General features: G+C 43.5%; 12 protein-coding genes. 7 read left to right on the forward strand and 5 right to left on the reverse strand.

What is annotated here, in order from left to right; genetic code table 11:
- Nucleotides 1–20: 20 nt before the first annotated feature.
- The gene (gene dinB / locus DC487_RS14665) at nucleotides 21–1,112 is read left to right on the forward strand and encodes a DNA polymerase IV (RefSeq protein ID WP_116776719.1); all 1,092 of its coding nucleotides are present in this window, start codon (nucleotides 21–23) and stop codon (nucleotides 1,110–1,112) included.
- A 116-nt stretch (nucleotides 1,113–1,228) separates the two neighbouring features.
- Here dinB and DC487_RS14670 read toward each other — a convergent pair whose 3' ends face one another.
- On the reverse strand, nucleotides 1,229–2,794 hold the full coding sequence (locus DC487_RS14670; RefSeq protein WP_133228633.1) for a fimbrillin family protein: 1,566 nt from the start codon (nucleotides 2,792–2,794) through the stop codon (nucleotides 1,229–1,231).
- Nucleotides 2,795–2,814: 20 nt separating this feature from the next.
- Nucleotides 2,815–2,985: a hypothetical protein gene (locus tag DC487_RS17285; protein ID WP_165799103.1), complete on the reverse strand. Its 171-nt coding sequence runs from the start codon at nucleotides 2,983–2,985 to the stop codon at nucleotides 2,815–2,817.
- Between the two features lie 940 nt (nucleotides 2,986–3,925).
- On the opposite strand from DC487_RS17285, the gene DC487_RS14685 reads away from it, so the two are divergent.
- The 5 genes from DC487_RS14685 (at nucleotide 3,926) to DC487_RS14705 (ending at nucleotide 13,020) form a co-directional block, all read left to right on the forward strand.
- Nucleotides 3,926–5,956, forward strand: coding sequence for a glycoside hydrolase domain-containing protein (locus DC487_RS14685; RefSeq protein WP_239016398.1), 2,031 nt, complete (start codon nucleotides 3,926–3,928; stop codon nucleotides 5,954–5,956).
- A 231-nt stretch (nucleotides 5,957–6,187) separates the two neighbouring features.
- A complete protein-coding gene (locus DC487_RS14690; protein ID WP_116776724.1) occupies nucleotides 6,188–9,301 on the forward strand; it encodes a SusC/RagA family TonB-linked outer membrane protein in 3,114 nt (1,037 codons plus the stop codon).
- Between the two features lie 18 nt (nucleotides 9,302–9,319).
- Nucleotides 9,320–10,819, forward strand: coding sequence for a RagB/SusD family nutrient uptake outer membrane protein (locus DC487_RS14695; protein ID WP_116776825.1), 1,500 nt, complete (start codon nucleotides 9,320–9,322; stop codon nucleotides 10,817–10,819).
- Between the two features lie 248 nt (nucleotides 10,820–11,067).
- Nucleotides 11,068–11,769 carry a hypothetical protein gene (locus DC487_RS14700; RefSeq protein ID WP_116776725.1) on the forward strand — a complete coding sequence of 234 codons (702 nt, stop codon included), beginning with the start codon at nucleotides 11,068–11,070 and terminating at the stop codon, nucleotides 11,767–11,769.
- Nucleotides 11,770–11,835: 66 nt separating this feature from the next.
- Nucleotides 11,836–13,020 (forward strand): class I SAM-dependent rRNA methyltransferase, encoded by a 1,185-nt coding sequence (locus DC487_RS14705; RefSeq protein ID WP_116776826.1) that lies wholly within the window; start codon nucleotides 11,836–11,838, stop codon nucleotides 13,018–13,020.
- A gap of 17 nt (nucleotides 13,021–13,037) precedes the next feature.
- Here DC487_RS14705 and DC487_RS14710 read toward each other — a convergent pair whose 3' ends face one another.
- On the reverse strand, nucleotides 13,038–14,342 hold the full coding sequence (locus DC487_RS14710) for an AI-2E family transporter (protein WP_116776726.1): 1,305 nt from the start codon (nucleotides 14,340–14,342) through the stop codon (nucleotides 13,038–13,040).
- A gap of 72 nt (nucleotides 14,343–14,414) precedes the next feature.
- Nucleotides 14,415–15,167 carry a TrmH family RNA methyltransferase gene (locus DC487_RS14715; protein WP_116776727.1) on the reverse strand — a complete coding sequence of 251 codons (753 nt, stop codon included), beginning with the start codon at nucleotides 15,165–15,167 and terminating at the stop codon, nucleotides 14,415–14,417.
- A gap of 6 nt (nucleotides 15,168–15,173) precedes the next feature.
- Here DC487_RS14715 and tamL point away from each other — a divergent pair, with 6 nt between their 5' ends.
- Entirely contained in the window at nucleotides 15,174–17,525 is a 2,352-nt protein-coding gene (gene tamL, locus DC487_RS14720) for a translocation and assembly module lipoprotein TamL (protein ID WP_116776728.1), read from the forward strand.
- Here the strand turns inward: tamL and DC487_RS14725 are convergent.
- Nucleotides 17,522–18,001 (reverse strand): hypothetical protein, encoded by a 480-nt coding sequence (locus tag DC487_RS14725; RefSeq protein ID WP_239016399.1) that lies wholly within the window; start codon nucleotides 17,999–18,001, stop codon nucleotides 17,522–17,524. The two genes, tamL and DC487_RS14725, sit on opposite strands and share 4 nt — an antisense overlap.
- Between the last annotated feature and the right edge of the window lie 39 nt (nucleotides 18,002–18,040).

The following is an 18,040-nucleotide window of genomic DNA, read 5'->3' on the forward strand; positions in this document are numbered from 1 at the left end:
TTTCACGTAATTTTGGCGTTATGCTGCCTGCTCCGGAAAACCGACGTAAGATTGTTCATATCGATATGGATGCATTCTATGCTTCCATAGAGCAACGTGATTTTCCTGAGTTGCGCGGTAAAGCATTGGCTGTAGGTGGTTCGCCAGATGGACGTGGTGTGGTAGCAACAGCGAGTTACGAAGCGCGTAAATTTGGCGTGCGATCAGCGATGTCGTCCCGTCAGGCATTGCAATTATGCCCTCACTTGTTGTTTACCAAACCGCGCTTCGAGGTGTACAAGCAAGTTTCGGATCATATTCGAGCCATTTTTAGGCGCTATACTGATCTCATCGAACCTTTATCACTAGATGAGGCCTATCTAGATGTGACAGAAGATAAGGCGGGTATTGGCTCTGCCATTGATATCGCCAAAGCCATAAAAGAAGCGATCAAGCGCGAGCTTAACTTAACCGCTTCGGCTGGTGTTTCCGTGAATAAGTTCATTGCTAAAATAGCCTCCGACTTTCAGAAACCCGACGGCCTCACCTTTATTGGTCCTTCTAAAGTGATTCCATTTTTAGAGGCGCTGCCGATTGATAAGTTTTTTGGGGTGGGGAAGGTGACAGCGCAAAAGATGAAAGGTATGGGCATACATAATGGTGCAGATCTGAAAAGTTTTTCGGAATTCGACCTTAATCGGCATTTTGGAAAATCGGGCACCTTTTTTTATCACATGGTACGCGGCAATGATACGCGACCAGTGCGGCCAAATCGTATTTCAAAATCCATTGGTATTGAAGATACATTCTCGGCGGATATCTCTGACAAAGACGAAATGATGCAGGAACTCAAAACGCTCTGCGAAAAATTGGAAAAGCGATTAGAGGCTAAAGATAAAATAGGTAAAACGGTAACAGTGAAAATTAAATTTTCTGACTTTACGCAGATTACGCGTAGCAAAACACAGTTGTATGAAATCGAGGGAGCGACTGCCATGTATGAGCTTGTGCAGGAGCTGATGGATAAGGTCGATGTGGAAGGATTGAAAGTTCGACTACTGGGCGTCACTATGTCCAACTTTGCCGAACCTGAATCAATTCCCAAAGAGGGACGCCAATTGCGATTGTTTTAGTATCATCCGTAAAAAAAATAGAGACTAGATAATCGATTACCTAGTCTCTACAATAATGCAAAAAGAAGAAAGGTTATTAGAGAGCCAGTCTGCTTATGCAGATCGGCTCTCTAAAATTAGTTTGCAGGACAAGGAATTACTCTTACTCCGTAACCTCTACCGTGCATGACGGTGATGTTGATCACGGATTGCGTGATGACCACCTTGTTCTGACCCGTTGTATTCCAATTAATCTTATTAAACTTCGTGTCGTCGCTAAATACGATAGGATATAGTGCTCTGTCTGTATTATTTTTTCTTCCGAAAAGGGATACTTCACCTTTAGCGCTGATGACCAATTTCACAGATGGATAATCTTTGTTTCCAATAATATTCCAAATTTCAAATACATTGCCTTGACCCCAAATGCCTCCATCCGCAAACTTAACGTTCCGCTTAGGTAAGTTAGACGCCGTAGTGTACTCGAATTGAATTTCTTTGGTTGCTAACTTTTGTCCGTTAATCTCCATATTGAACGAATTGTCCAATTCATAGATGTCAAACGTATAGCCGTAGTTTGCGCCGCTAGCGTATAACGTGTTTGTCTTTACCGTGCCATTTTGACTACGCCATTCAAACGTATCATCTCCGGTAGGCTCCGTACATGGGTTTTTGATCTGCAAGACTAGGTCATATTTTTGGTAAGGAGAGATTAAGAAATCTTCCAAGACCAAATTGTTGCGCACAGTAGATACTTGTTTGCCATTGATGGTGGCATTAATCAGTAAATTGCCAATCACTACGTCAGTTGTAGTTACTTGTGGTGAGATTAATAGGGTTGGACTTGCTGTTACACTACGCAAGCCACCGCCCAAATTGGGGTAGTTGATGGCTACCGAAGCGGTATCAGTAGTATAAGAAAGTGTGCCATTGCTTAGTTTTACGGTGCCATTTTTACGTGGCGTAGCGGCTCTGTTCCCGCGTCCGGTGAACCGTACATTCGTTAACGAAACGATATCGCCACGGCTATCATCAGTGAGGCGTGTCGTCATCGTAATCTGGCTGAACTGATGTTTTAGAATGATTCCTAAATAGTTGTCGCCTTCAGAAATTTTCAATGTGCTTCTGAAGTACATCAAATCTTCACTAGACGTAAAACTCGCGGTAGATAGCTTGGTGCCGTTGGACACTTCTGGTAACTCGGCTGAACTATTTACTGAGTAGGCGATAAATGTGTAGGTAGAGCCGATGCGTAGTTTGTCGAAACCAATCGGTGCTTTGCCCACTTCATAATCCATTTTGCCTACATAATTATCGCCTAAATACGCTAAAACACGGTATTTTACGCCAGTAGCCAGCGGCGTTCTAACGGTAGTTGCCGCTCTATTCTGAGTAGCAGCAGCTTTGCGATCATTGCCATTAGCCTCTGAGGCCGACGCGTTTGCTCGAGGTGTTAGGGTAGCCACCAATTGAAAATTGTTCTCTAAGCTAATTACCTTTGTCTGTTCTTCCTCTACGTCGCCACCCGCATGGGTTGCTGCGCGGGAATTATTCACCTCTTCTGCTTCCATTTCAGATCCTAATAGCTCTATGGTGACATTCGCGTCGCCACTCACTGCCGAGCTAGATTCTTTGCTACATGCGCTGATTGTCAGTAACGTGAAAAGTGCTATCGCACCTGCCAAAAGATTTCTGCTATTCATAAATGTTAAATGCTTTCTCATTACCACTGTGAATCTCCTAAGTCAATGGTTCTGTAGTCGGTATCCAATTCCTCCCATTCCTGACCGATTGCACCATTTTGGTTGGTGGGCAATACGGAGGACTTCACAATATCATCTTCCATCTGTACCAATACTACCTCAATTACGGGGCTTACATACTTTGATTTCATTATTGTTTTTTTAAGGTTGATGTTTGTACAGCTCAGAGATTCAGCAGTCTTTTTGCTGCACGGTAAAAATGTTTTTCATAGGCAGTTAAACGAATTAGCTGCCACTTATGCGAAATGTAGCATCTACATTCCAAGTGTTGATGTGGTTCTAAATTTAAAACCGCTGGCAAAACTATTACAATTCGACAGTTTCGTTCCAGCTTCTGCTACATTTAAAATTTTTTGTAGCTAATTATCTACGAATCAAGTTACGGGAATTTTGTTTTTGTTAATTTTTGTGTCCTAACAATGTGTTTTTGAGGTGTTTTTTAGGTGATGTTTGTAAATCTTTCTTAATTGTGATGTGTTAGGGTGTGTGAGGTAATCATTAAATGGATTTTGGGTTTATTTTAGGTTCAATAGTGTTTGTTTACCTTATAATTTATCTTAAGGGCGAGATAATTTATTTTTTTATTACTTTTACGGGTGTAAATATTTTAAAATCATCCTATTTATTGTTTTTTCGCGGGATTGATTATTTTCTTCTATTTCCTTATGATTTTGAAGGTATGATTGGGTGCAGTAGCCATGATTTTAGTCTATTTTGAAACTAGCAAATAATGACATTATCAAGGAATTCCTGACGAACTTTTCACGTGTCGAGGAGTAGTTTAGAGGTTATTTTTTTAAGAGTTTTCAGATTTTTTGTACTTGTTGGAGTAGAATCACTTCTCGACGTATCGTACTATGTGTTTTGTAACAGATAGTTTTATTACCAATATACTGCTGTCGCAAAAAAAAAGCTATTTGTTGATCAGGTATCTTACAACATTTTGTTTTGATACGCTACGTATTATTACCATGATATTGCTAAAGTTAGTTCTCTTCCGTTTAGGTTTCATTAACATGTACTTAATAGGGGTTTTATATCTTTGTGGATATACTTTCTGACAAGCTATTTATGAAAAAAATATTCTTGCTGTACCTATCCATAGCAGCTCATACCGTATTTGCCCAAGTAGATCAGGTCAATGTTTTTCTAGGATCATCTGGTGATCATGGTCAATTATCTCCAGCGGCATCTTCCGCATTTCACCAACTCAGTATTGTGCCGCTTACCAATCCGACCACACATACCGGTTATGAATATTTGGCGAAAGAAATTCGTGGTTTTACGCATAATCGCATGGAAGGGGTAGGTTGCCAAGGTGCGGGCGGCGTATTGTTGATTCAGCCGTATTTAGGTTCTGGCGAGCGCATTTCTACTTTGCATAAGAATGCAGAAAAAGCTGGGCCTGGTTTTTATGAGTTGGGAACAACAGAAGGTATTTCTGCGCAGATCGTTTCTTTTCAGGATTATGGACGCGAAGTGTTTCGGTTTCCATCTGGAGCAAAAGGTTTCTACATCGATCTAGCGCATACTTTTAACAATGCATTTGTCGACAATCATTTCGAGAGACAGGGAGATCGATTGGTGGGAGCGGTGCGTGCCAAAACTACCTGCCATGTCGGGACTTACACGATTTATTATGCTTTGGAAGTGCCTCTCGCGGCAGATTGGCGCATCGAAGGCAATAAGATTTGGGTTACTCTACCAGAAGACACGAAAGAAGCAGAATTAAATATTGCATTTTCCGCAGTAGATAGTCTTTCTGCTTTAGCGCGCTTGGAGCGCAATATGCCAAGCTCCTATGCTGACTTAAAGCAGGCTGCACAACAAGATTGGAATCAGTGGTTGGGCGCGATCCAGGTACAAGGCGATCCAGAACTTACAAAATTATTCTACTCCCTATTTTATCGCGCTATACAATCACCTTATCGCATAAGCGAAATAGATGGAAGTTATCGCGCCACAGATGGTCAGGTTCGTCAAAGCAAAACACCGCGCCTACATGGCTGGGCAGTTTGGGATAATTATAAAACGCAATTGCCTTTGTTAGAATTGGCCTATCCTGCATTTTACCAACAGGTGGCTTCATCATTATCTGACTTGTATCGCTATGGAAAATATGACTTTGCTGGTCCATTCGAGCCAGCCAACTCCGTACGTACGGAGCATGCTGCGGTTGTTTTGCTTGATGCGCAACGCAAAGGATATGATATTCACTTTGATGCTATTCGAGATTCGCTGATTCGGGATACCGCTCGATTCGATTTTGCCAAGCCAGATAAATCTCTGGAAGCAGCCTATGATATGTGGGCGATGGATCAACTGTTTGAAGGCAAAGATCTCAGATATAAGCAGCGAGCGCAGAGCTACAAAGCCGTTTGGGACAAGGAGTTTAAAGATTTGTCTAAACGTGATGTGGATCGTATGTCTGCCCGAAATATGTATCAAGGAACTATTAGACAATACCGCTGGAATGTGCCTTTTGATGTTGCAGGATTGGTAGAATTGGCCGGTGGGCAGAAAGAATTCACCGCACAATTGGATGATTTCTATGATAATTATTATTTCAATAGAGCGAATGAACCCGATTTGCAATCATTTACCTTGTATAATGCGACGACAACACCGTGGCGCTATCAAGAGTGGGTGCATCGCTTAGCCTTGGATACGGTGGTGCAATATTATTTCAATGATAATAGTCGCGGTATAGGTGCACACATTGATCGAATTTACAAGAATGAACCAAAAGCATTTGTGCGCACGATGGATGATGATGCAGGTGCCATGTCGGGTTGGTGGGTGCTGTCGGCTATTGGTCTGCATCAGCCGCTGATCGGCGAACCGATCTACTATGTATCGGTGCCGTTTTTCGAAGCCGTTCGCTTGGAAAATAATGGAAAACCATTTCACTTGAAAAGGAGTGGACCAGATGGCGGTCGCTACATTCAGCAGATTTTGCTGAATGGCAAGGATTTAGGTCGCCTGTGGATCACCAGAGAAGAAATTGCCAATGGCGGTACATTGGAAATCAAAACAGCCAAAGAACCTACAGAATACGGCGTAGATCAACCTTGGGTAGCCGCGTATCCAGATTTGCAGTAATAGCGAATCTGGATAACCGATTTTTTTACAAAAATTTAAAAGCTTGATTCCGAGAGAATAGTGTATTTATGACACTAAAAAGACTACCATTTACATAGATTATATATTATATTTGCTCGCGAATTACTACTGCACGTATTAATACGTCTACTGACGCGACGCATTTATCTAATCTGAGAGAGTTAGTTTCTGCCACTCCGTTTAGCAAATACATTTAAATTTTTGTTTAATATGCAAAGAAAACTTACTACTATTTCCTTTATTTTTAGCCTCTTGCTGGCGCTTGCGGTATTGCCAGCGCACCGCGTAGCCGCGCAACAACGCGTGGTAGAAGGGGTGATTACTGAATCGCTTACCGGCCAACCAATTGCTGGTGTGAGCGTACGCGTTGTTGGCCAACAATTTGGTGTTTCTTCGCAAGAAGATGGCCGTTATCGTATAGAAGTCAAACAAGCCGATGCGCGTTTAGAATTCTCTTACGTGGGCTACGGAACAGTGCAACGCCCAGCTACTGCTGGCCGATTGGACGTGGCTTTAGAAGCTGCCAGTCGGGATTTGGGTGAAGTCGTGGTTGTGGCTTATGGTACATCGCGACGCGAGAATATCACCGGTTCGGTTGGTACGATCAACGGCAAGCAATTAGAAAACAGACAAATTTCTAACCTTTCTAAAGGTTTGGAAGGTCAAGTTCCCGGCTTACAAGCCGTCGCAGCTTCCGGACAACCCGGGACTGATGCGACCGTGCGTATTCGCGGTATCGGTTCGATCAATGCGTCGAGCAATCCGCTCTATGTGGTGGATGGCAACCCGTACGCCGGCGATATTAACGCCATAAACCCGAATGATATTGAGTCCATCAGTGTGTTGAAAGATGCGGCCTCTAGCGCTTTGTACGGTTCGCGTGGTGCGAATGGTGTGATCATCGTGACTACCAAAAAAGGTCGCGCTAGCGATCGTGCGGCGATCAATTTAAACGTGACCAAAGGTATTTCAAACCGAGCTATTCAGGATTATAAGCAACTATCGACCGACGATTATTTCCAGTTGTACTGGGAAGCGTTGCGCAATAAAAACTTGTCCAATGGTTTGGCGGCAGATGTCGCTGCGCGTAATGCCAGTGCTGCTGTAGTAACAGATTTGGGTATCAATCCTTACGGATCGAATTTTCCAGAACCGGTGGGGTTGGATGGTCGTTTGGTATCCGGAGCAAAAGCACTATGGGATGATAGCTGGACGGACGTGTTGCAGCGTACAGGTCAACGTTTACAAGCCGATTTGAGCATTAGCGGCGGTGGTGAAAAGCATAGTTATTTTATTTCTGGTGGTTATCTAGACGATCAAGGGATCGCGATTGGTTCTGGATTTAAACGTTATAATGTGCGCGCAAATATTGATACGAAAGCTCGCGAATGGTTGAATGCAGGTTTCAACGTGGCAGCCAGCAGCACGTTGCAACAGTTTCCACAATCGGAAGATAGCAACACGGCGAACATTATCAACTTTACGCGATTAACACCGGGTTTCTATCCGTATTACGAGCGCGAAGCTGATGGTAGCTACCGCTTAGATGCTGCCGGCAACCGCATTTGGGATTTTGGAGAATACCGCCCAAGTGCGGCTATTCCACGCTCTAATTTGGCGGCTTCTTTACCGTTGGACAAAAATGATATCCAGCGTGAAAATGCTTCCGTGAGGACCTATTTAGAAGCAGTGTTCAGTGATAACTTAAAGTTTCGCTCTACGTATAGTGTTGATTACATCAACAGAAACGATCACTTTTATGTGAATCCTTCCGTCGGTAGAGGAGTAGAATACCTTGGATCGGTTAATAAAAGTAATGTACGTACGGTTGGCCAGACATGGAATAATATCCTGACGTATGACAAGCAATTTGGTTTGCATCACCTGAATGTATTAGGCGGTCAGGAATTTTACAGTTTCCAAACCACCAATATGAGTGGCAGTCGCCAGCGTTTTGTATTGCCAGGTTTGGATGAGCCGGTAGCGGCATCGCAGCTGAATTCCTTTACCGGATTGAGTCAAGATTATCGATTGCTGAGCTTCTTAGGTCGTGCCGAATACGGCTATGATAATCGCTATTTATTGTCGGGATCCATCCGTACAGACGGTTCGTCGCGCTTTGCGGCAGGCACACGTTGGGGCACATTCTGGTCACTCGGCGCAGCTTGGAAGATCTCCAATGAATCATTTTTGCAAGACCAAAGTTGGTTGGATCAGTTGACTTGGAGAGCGAGTTATGGTGGACAAGGGAATGATAATTTAGGTGTTTATTATGCGTATCAAGGCTTGTATTCTATTCTCAATAGCTTGGGTGAGGGCGGTACGGTCACCAATCGTTTGGCAACGCCAGACTTAAAATGGGAAACCAACTTGAACTTCAATACCGGAGTCGATGTGGCAATTCTTAAAAACCGCATTGCCTTGTCTGTCGAATATTTCAATCGCCAGAGTAAAGATCTATTGTTCACCATGCCGATGGCCTTATCTACAGGATATACCGGATATGATGCCAATATCGGTACGATGCGCAACACGGGTATTGACGTAGATATTCGTACTATTCCAGTACGTAATGAAAACTTTCGCTGGAATTTAGACCTGAACTTTTCACACTTTAAGAATCGCATTACTGAATTGCCAACGGCAAACAATATCATCCGTGGTAATAAGATGCTGCGCTTAGGTGGATCGATTTACGATTTTTATCTACCGACTTGGGCTGGTGTCAATCCGGAAGACGGATCACCATTGTGGTACAAAGCAGATGCGGATGGCATGCAAACCGAAGAAACGACTTCGGTATATGGAGACGCAGGTCGCTTTATTCAAGGAAGTTCCTTGCCAACTTTGGTTGGTGGTATCACGAATAACATCACGTACAAAAACTTTGACTTAAACGCTTTATTGAGTTTCAGTTTGGGTGGTCAGATTTTAGATAATGACTATATTCAATTGTTGAGTAATGGTAATAACCCAGGTCGTGCTTGGAGCGAAGAGATGCTGAACCGTTGGACTCCAGAAAACCGCGACACCGATGTGCCCCGTTTGACGACGGACAACTTAAACTGGACTTCGGCGTCAACACGCTTTTTGTACGATGGCAGCTTTGCCCGTCTGAAGAATCTGAGCGTGGGTTACACTTTTCCAGAAGCGATGATGACTCGCATTGGCATCAGCCGACTGCGCGTGTTTATTCAAGGTGAAAATCTCTTCACTTTGTACAAACACAAGGGGATGGATCCAGAGCAGACCTTAGAGGGAGCAACCTATTTCCGTTACCCGGCTATTAAGACATTCTCCGGAGGAGTACAAATCGCATTGTAAGACTTTTAAAAAATGACCATGAATTTATTCGCGAAAAAATATAAAATATACCTTCTCTCTATCTTTGTACTGGCACTGTCGGGCTGTAAAGATCAATTGGATACAATGCCTACCGATGCGGTAACTGATACAGAGATTTACAAGAATACGAGTAATATCCAAACGGTGATCAACGGAACTTGGCGTTACCTGAATGATACTTATTTCACTTTTGCTAACCCAGGTTATTCGGCTTTTATGCGCACGAGTGATGCGATGGCTAATGATGTGGCGGTGACTACCAAATACGGTTATCGCGATCCTTATGCCTTTACCGAACTGTTTGACAGATCGACGAATCGGGTAAATGCTTTTTGGACTTTGCTGTACAAAGTGATCGATAATACCAACAATGTAATCGCTAAAACCGAACAAGCGGAAGGCACGCGGGAAGAGAAAGATTTATTAATCGGTCAGGCCAAAACATTGCGCGCCTTTGCTTATCTAAACTTTGCGTCGTATTACCAATTTAGCTATCTGAAAGACAAAAATGCGCTCACAGTGCCTATCTATACGGAGCCAAGTACAACCGCTACGCAAGGTAAACCAAAAGCCAGTTTGGAAGAGATTTATGCCTTGATTACATCAGATTTGACGGATGCAATCACTAAATTGGAAGGATACAATCGCCCAAGTGCGCAGAAATATCGGGTGGATGCTCATGTGGCCAATGGATTGTTGGCACGTGCATATCTCAACATGGGGCAATGGGAATTGGCCGCTACGGCTGCCGCGAATGCAGCAGAAGGATTTCCGCTGATGAATGCGGAAGCGTATTATGCTGGTTTCAATGATGCACAAAATCCGGAATGGATTTGGGGACATCTTCAGACTACAGATCAAAGCACAGCGAGCTATACGTTTCATTATTTAGATGTTTCATCATCGGGATCGTTTTACTTTAGTTTCATGGCCGATCCGTTTTTCAAAGATCATTTTGCACCGCAAGACGTGCGTACTGCATTATTTGAGTGGGATGGACTACCGGGACGTGAAGGGTTCTTGAGATACAAGAAGTTTAAGTTTAAGCAAAATCTGATTGGTGATATCGTGTACATGCGCTCTTCGGAAATGTGGTTGATACAAGCAGAAGGTTACGCTCGCGCAGGTCAGCAAGTGGAAGCCGTGAACGCACTGAATACTTTGCGTGAAGCAAGAAATGCAACACCGTATATTGCACAAGAAGGCGATTTGGTAGAAGCGATTTTGTTGGAAAGACGCAAAGAGCTATGGGGTGAGGGATTTGGCTTGTCGGATATTATCCGCAATCAGAAATCGGTGGTTCGTAAATCTTTCTTGGATGATGAAGGAAGTCCGATCAAGGTGACGATCACCACACCCGCCGGCGAACAAAAGCAGGTAAATGGGCAAGGACACCGCGTGGTACGTTTCCCAGATGGCAATGCATTTGAAGCGAATAGTCGTTATTACATTTTTGCTATACCATTGGTGGAGCAACAGCAAAACCCGAATCTGTAATTGGTTATTTCATATCGGTTTATAAAAAAGGCTTCGTCAGATCTGATGAAGCCTTTTTTGTTGGCTTGTTGCTTTTCTTTGCCTCGTCATTGCGAAACGACGAACCGATTCAATTTGTTTTTCACTTATTTATGAAACTATTGTGTGTTACGAGCGTTTCAATTTTAGTGTTCTGTAATACAAGTAGATGAAAAGCCTCTAACTATGTCTTGGAAAAGACGTATTTTTGGCGTAAATATAGATGGGCGATGAAAAATGTATGTTTTAGTGTAATCTTGCTGTTCGTAGCACTGTGTAGTACACCGGTATGGGCGCAGAAAAAGTTGGCGGTGCTTGACTTTAGCGATGATCTGTGTACGTACAAGGGGTATTACGATGCTGAACGGTATAATGATTCGGTGCTAAACGACACCTATTTCATGACCCGCGCCACGCTGTATTTTGATGGGGATGATTTGACGGAGTTAGAAAATAGCTACACAGCTATGAAAAATCAATTTTCTAGCTTAAAAATTGTACAAACACCTGAATTTATTATGGCTCGAGATTCGATGCTGCGCTACATCGAAGAATCGTATGCGATTCAGAAAGTACGTGTACAAGCAATTGACAATCCAGAAGTGCTGAAAGGTACATTTGAGGATAATAAGCGGGTAAAACAATACGTAAAGGCATTAATAGCAGGTGGCGATGAGCTATTGGAAGAATATGGCTTGCTAGTGAAAGAGCAGATGAAACGCAATGCGTATCCAGACGCCTTGTGGAAAAAATACGAAGCGAATTTAAAGCTTGATCAACGGTACGAAATCGCTTTTGACTATGTACTGACCTACGGTTGGTGGAATCAGGTGAACGACCTAATCTATCATTATGATAATGATGGTAGCCTGACCGAAAAATTTCACGAACTATTTGTACGCGTCGTGACGGTGGATTGCGATGAGGTTTAAAAAAGATATCCTACCTTTGCCGACTAATTAATGGCTTTGCGCTCAGCAAGGCAGGCAGCGGTAGGTATGAAAAAAATTATTCTTCACAAAACAAAAGATAAGGCTGCATGGCAGCTACATCCATGGATTTTCTCGGGAGCGATCTCACAAAAAGATAGCGACTTGAAATCTGGCGATCTGGTTTCCGTGTTCAATGCAGAGCGCGAATTCATCGCCTATGGCATCTTTAATTCGGCTTCTCGCGTTGCCGTGCGATTGTTAGAATGGCATCCAGAGCGCACCCCCGATGCCGATTGGTGGCGCAATCGGGTACGTAGAGCGGTAGAAGCACGTCGCCATTTGTTGAATGACCAAAATACCACTTGCCGCTTGATATTTGCCGAAGCAGACTTTGTGCCGGGATTGATTGCCGATCTCTATGGCGATTTTATCTCTATACAAGTGCATGCCGCTGGCGTGGATCAAATTAAGCATCTCATTGTAGATGAATTGGTACAATTGCTAGCGCCAAAAGGGATCTACGAACGTAGTGACATTAAATCTAGAGAATACGAACAATTGGCTGACGACAATGGTGTACGCTACGGTGAAACGCCACCAGAATATGTGGAAGTGATGGAGAATGGCATTCGTTACCATATCAATATCGTGGAAGGACAAAAATCGGGTTTCTATTGCGATCAGCGCGACAATAGACGAATAGTTTCTCAATTTGTGGCAGGCAAATCGGTGTTGGATTGCTTCTCGTACTCTGGCGGATTTACCTTAAATGCATTGCAGGCTGGCGCTTCACATGTGACCTCGGTAGATAGCTCGGCATTGGCCATCTCCACGTTAAAAGACAATGTGCAATTAAACGGCTTTGATACCTCAAAGAATACACCCGTACAATCCGATGTAAACAAGTACCTGCGTCAATTGGGTGAAGAAGGACACAAGTTTGATGTGATTGTACTCGATCCACCCAAGTATGCACCATCACGATCCACGCTAGAGAAAGCATCTAGAGCATACAAAGATTTGAACAGACGCGGTTTGCTATTGTTGGAAAGCGGAGGATTATTAGCGACCTATTCTTGTTCTGGTGCGATGGATATCGAAACCTTTAAGCAAGTGATTGCTTGGGCAGCCTTGGATGCGGGTAAGGAGATTCAGTTTATTCATCAGTTTCATCAACCAGAAGATCACCCCGTTCGGGCATCATTCTCCGAAGGAGAATACTTGAAAGGCTTATTAGTGAGGGTGGTCTAGCGACCACCCTAATTTATTTATGGCTTGCTCGAATCAGAATCGGTTTCCAGATCGTCCTCTTTCGGAAACTCTTGCTTAGGATCGACTACTTCGCGGTCCACTTCTGTCGTTTGTACCTGCGATTGCTCCGTGATTTCTTTTCGCCCATCGATTTCTACTTCGGCGATTTCTGTCTCAATTACGACTTTATCTTTCTTGATAACAGGTCGGCGCACGATACCCCATTTCATGAGTAGCTGCTGGGTAGAATTACGTTGTAAGTGAGATTTATCGGGCTCACCGATCAAAAATCCATACGCTTCCATCGATGGAATAGCATCGAAAATGACCTTGATGGTCGCAACCATCGGTAAGGCCAAAATCAAACCCGCCAAACCGAAAACCATACCACCCAACAAAATGGCGATAATGGCCATAAGTGGATTGATACTCACTTTGCTTCCCACAATATTCGGTGTAATAATATTGCCTTCTAAAAACTGCACCACTTGAAACCAAGCGACAACGCCGACGGCATACCACGCACTATCTTTCACCGCCAAGGCGAATAGGGCAGGAAGAATAGATCCAATTGCAATGCCGATGTATGGTAACAACATCAATAATGAAGCTAATGTGCCAAAGAACCAGGCGTAATCAATACCCAAAATCAGCAAACCGATCGTGTTTAAGACGGCTACAATGCCCATCACGGTGATCAGGCCTAGCAGATAACTTTGCACGACGTCGTAAATGCGATCAAGCGTATCATGCACTTTTTGCTTGGGCACAGAATGAAATGCTTTGAAGAAAAACTCTCGGAAAAATACCCGATAATACAGTAAGAAAAAAGTGAATAAAGGTACCAAAACCGTAGCGGCCAACATACTTCCAATCGAGCCAAAGGTCGTGGATAGCATGCCGCCAATATTGTTCATCGCTTTGTCTCCCTGTTCGCGCAACTGCGTCATGACTTGATTGCGCTCGATACCAAATGTAGTCTGTAGCCAAGCTTCGCAATTCTCCAACATAGACATGACTTTGCCCGTAATGGCCGATGCATCTCTACCAATCACGATACTTTCGTATACGATGAACCAACCTAAGCCCGAGATAACCACAATAGAAACGATGACAGCTAATATGGCTGAAAAAGCTTTGCCTAACCGTAAGCGCTCAAAAAAGCGCGCTAATGGATAGAGCATGATCGCAATCAATATAGAGAACAATAAAGGCAATACGACACTGCTCGTGTAATAAAGAATAGCAATAATCAGGATCATAGCCAGCAAACTACTCGCTAACCCCACCGAATAGGGGAATGATTTTTTTTCGTTTTCCATGTTAAATAATAGGCAATATTAGCGTAGATGTGTATTTCCCCACGATATATTCATAAAATAACCCTTGATGGGTTATAATGTTTGCTTCCTACGCGCAATTTCAGAACAAAAAACCGTTGCTGCAACAGCTACATTGAGCGATTCGGCTTTTCCGAAAGCCGGAATGGTTACCGCTTGCGTGATATGTGACAATAAGATCGGGCGAATCCCATTACCCTCATTGCCCAAAATGATCAACCCTTCTAGCTGAAAATCGGTTTCATAAATAGATTCACCTTCTAATAACGCACCATAAGACGGTATAGCCTGATCTTGAATTAAAGTCTCAATATCCGTGTAAATAACTTGCATACGAGCCAAAGATCCCATGGTGGCTTGCACCACTTTGGGATTGTAGACATCTACCGTATCTAGTGATGCGATCACCTGCTGGAAACCAAACCATTCTGCGGTACGCACAATGGTGCCCAAATTGCCAGGGTCTTGCACATCGTCCAACACCAAGCTGTGTTTGCCCCGTAGATCTGTGATTGAGATATCGTTGCTCGATGGGATTTTGACCAACGCCAGTGCCCCTTGTGGGTTGGTCAAAAAGCTCACCTTTTTTAATTCCTCCTCATTAACAGATACAAGCTTTATATTTTCAGGGATTTTGTTCAATTTTGCAGCGGCAGATGGTGTCGCAAGTATCGTATCTACCACATAGGCAGAGTCTACAAATTCTAAAATAGATTTGATGCCTTCCACACAAAATAGACTATGTTGTCTACGAAACTTTTTATGTTGCAGCGAAGTAATTAAACGAATGAGCGATTTTGATAACATGGCAGGATGATAAGATATCAGACGTATATTCTAGGTGCAATAATAACGCTTTTCGCCCTAATATTCACATCTTGCCGATCCGCGAAATATTTGGATGAAGACCAGGCATTGGTCAAAGATGTCGATATCGTGGGTGTTCCTTCTGGTTTGAAAGAACCTGCCTCGCTTTATATTGCTAACGATATTCGCCCCAACTCTCGCCTCTATCTCCAGATTTACAATCTATTCAACACGAAGCATGGTCGCTATAAGACCGAAGGAATCAAGAACGTAGGCGAGCCACCTCGAATCCTTGATTCGGCCATGGTAGATCTCTCCGCCAATCAAATCCAACGTTTCTTGAAAACTTATGGATATTTCGATGCGGTGGTAACACCCGAGATCGAAATTCGTAAAAAGAAGGCGGCCATCGATTTTCGGGCAGATATGGGGACGCGCTATCATATTTCAGACATTGACCGCGGTTTTGCTGATGGAAATATTGAAGCTATCTATCGGAGCGAAGTATTGCCGCGTACGCAGGTGCGCATCGGTGGGCCTTACATGGAGCGCCATCTTTTTGATGAACGCGAACGCATGTATGTTTCCATGAAAAATCAAGGCTATTACGAATATTTGAGACAGTATATGCGTGTTGGTGTGGATACCATTGGACGTGAGAATCAAACTAAATTGCTCATTGATTTTACTAATCCGGACTCTTCACAGCATCAGATTTTTCATATCAATAAAGTGTATGTACGTATTCGCCAGCAGGATGAGCAATCCAAAGTGCACACCAAGACTACGGTAGACACTATAAGACGGATACAATTTGAAGATCAAACGGGCAAATTTCGTTTGAGACCATTAGCCCGTTATATGTTTTTGCGCGAGGGGATGGCGTATAGCTTGCACCGCGAAGAGTTATCCTACAATCGCTTATTCGAAACTAACGGCTTTCGTTCAGTAAAGATCAATTATGAGAAGGTTGATTCGACTAAGCTAGATATACATTATGAGCTGCTGCCACGCGCGACGATGAGCAACCAGATCGAAGGAGAGTTCGTGTTTAGTTCGGGCATGAGCGGTTTCAACGTGGCCAATACTTATTCGCATCGCAATATATTCGGCGGAGCCGAATTGCTAGAGATACGCGCTCGTTACGGCGTACTATTTGATCCTAGATTGCCAGGTAGCCTTACGAATAAGATCTTTAATAATGATTTTCAGATTGGTGCCAGTATTGTATTTCCGCGGATGTTGACTCCCTTTCGGGTGCGCAGCGTGGGTTGGTATGGTTTGCCTCGGACCACGATTTCATCGAGTTTACAACTCTTTTTCCAAGACAATACGTATTCGAATCGCTACTTTATTAATACGCTCAATTATTCTTGGCATCAGGCAGAAAATATCCTACACAGTTATACGCCCATTGTACTGGAATACCGCGTCGGGCGCTTGAATGAGGCATTTAGTCAGCAACTGCGTGATCAAGGTTTTCAGTTGTACGTAGAGACCAATGATCGGCAATATTTTGGTCTGGGGTCACAATACGCGATTACGTACAACGGTAATAAGCTGAATCGACTCGAAAATTTTTCGTTTATCCGTGGTATGGTGGATGTAAGTGGCAATACCTTGGGCTTGCTTAGCAATCTATTCAATTTTAATACTGACGATCAAGGTCAGCGCTTGTTGTTTGGAGTACCGTATTTGCAATATATTAAGGGAGAGGCGGATTATCGCTTGTATAGGCATTTGGGAGGAAATCGACAATTTGTATTCCGCCTGAATGCGGGCTTGGCGGTGCCTTACGGTAACAATTCCACTTTGTTGATCTTCGAAAAGAGCTTTTTTGCGGGTGGTATGAATGGTATTCGTGCTTGGCAAGCACGAACTTTAGGGCCAGGAAATTATAGTCGGGCTGACTTGACGGAGGATTTGCGGGTAAATCTTCGAAACTTAGATCAGTTGGGTGAGGTAAAATTAGAAACCAATGCAGAATTTCGTTTTCGGATTTTGAACAAGTTTTTGGGTGCAAGACTGAACGGCGCTACTTTCATCGATGCCGGTAATATCTGGCGCTTGCGCGAACTGACGCCCAACCTTAATCCGGGAGGGGAAATCCGGGTAGATAAATTTTTCCAGCAGATTGCGATCGGGACAGGTTTTGGGCTTCGCTTTGATATGAATTATTTTACGATTCGTCTAGATGCTGGATTGAAGGTGAAGGATCCGCAATTCACAGGTTCAGATCAGTGGGTGATCAAAGAATTCTTCAATTCTAGAGCTTTTAAAGATGCGTACAATGCACGTTTCCGGCCGGATCGCTATAGCTTTATTCAATACAATTTTGGGGTGGGGATGCCCTTCTAGAATAAGCCGCGCAAACCAAAGAAGAAGCTTTCAAATAGTTGAGAAAGATCCAAGCCTTTGGAGAAATGTAGGTAGCCATATACCAAAGCAATCACCACAAACACCACTAGCAAACGCTTGAAGGCGTATGCAACTAATAGAATGATCAGAGGCAAGAGCACCAGCGTCAATCCATTTACTTTGTAGGGGCTTAACCCATCATCCGTCTTACGGATAAAGTAAAATTTCCCGACTTCGTCTTCCAGATTTTTGTGTTTAAAAAATACGAACGTCGAGGATTCGACCGGATCAGCCATCACGGCTACACCATCTTGAAAACTCAGATTTTGCTGAAATCCGTTGACACTAAACAGGAAATTGCCCCGTATCTGATCATTTGCCTTTTCGGTGGTATCCACGGCGATAATCGCTAGTTTGCCATTCTGCGATAGATTTTCCTTTACTATAAAATCGCGAATGACCTGCGGCTGTGCCATGCTGTTTGTACAGCACAAAGTGAGAAGAAAGAAGAAAAA

The organism is Sphingobacterium corticibacter (assembly GCF_003076635.1).
Classification (GTDB): Bacteria; Bacteroidota; Bacteroidia; order Sphingobacteriales; family Sphingobacteriaceae; genus Sphingobacterium; species Sphingobacterium corticibacter.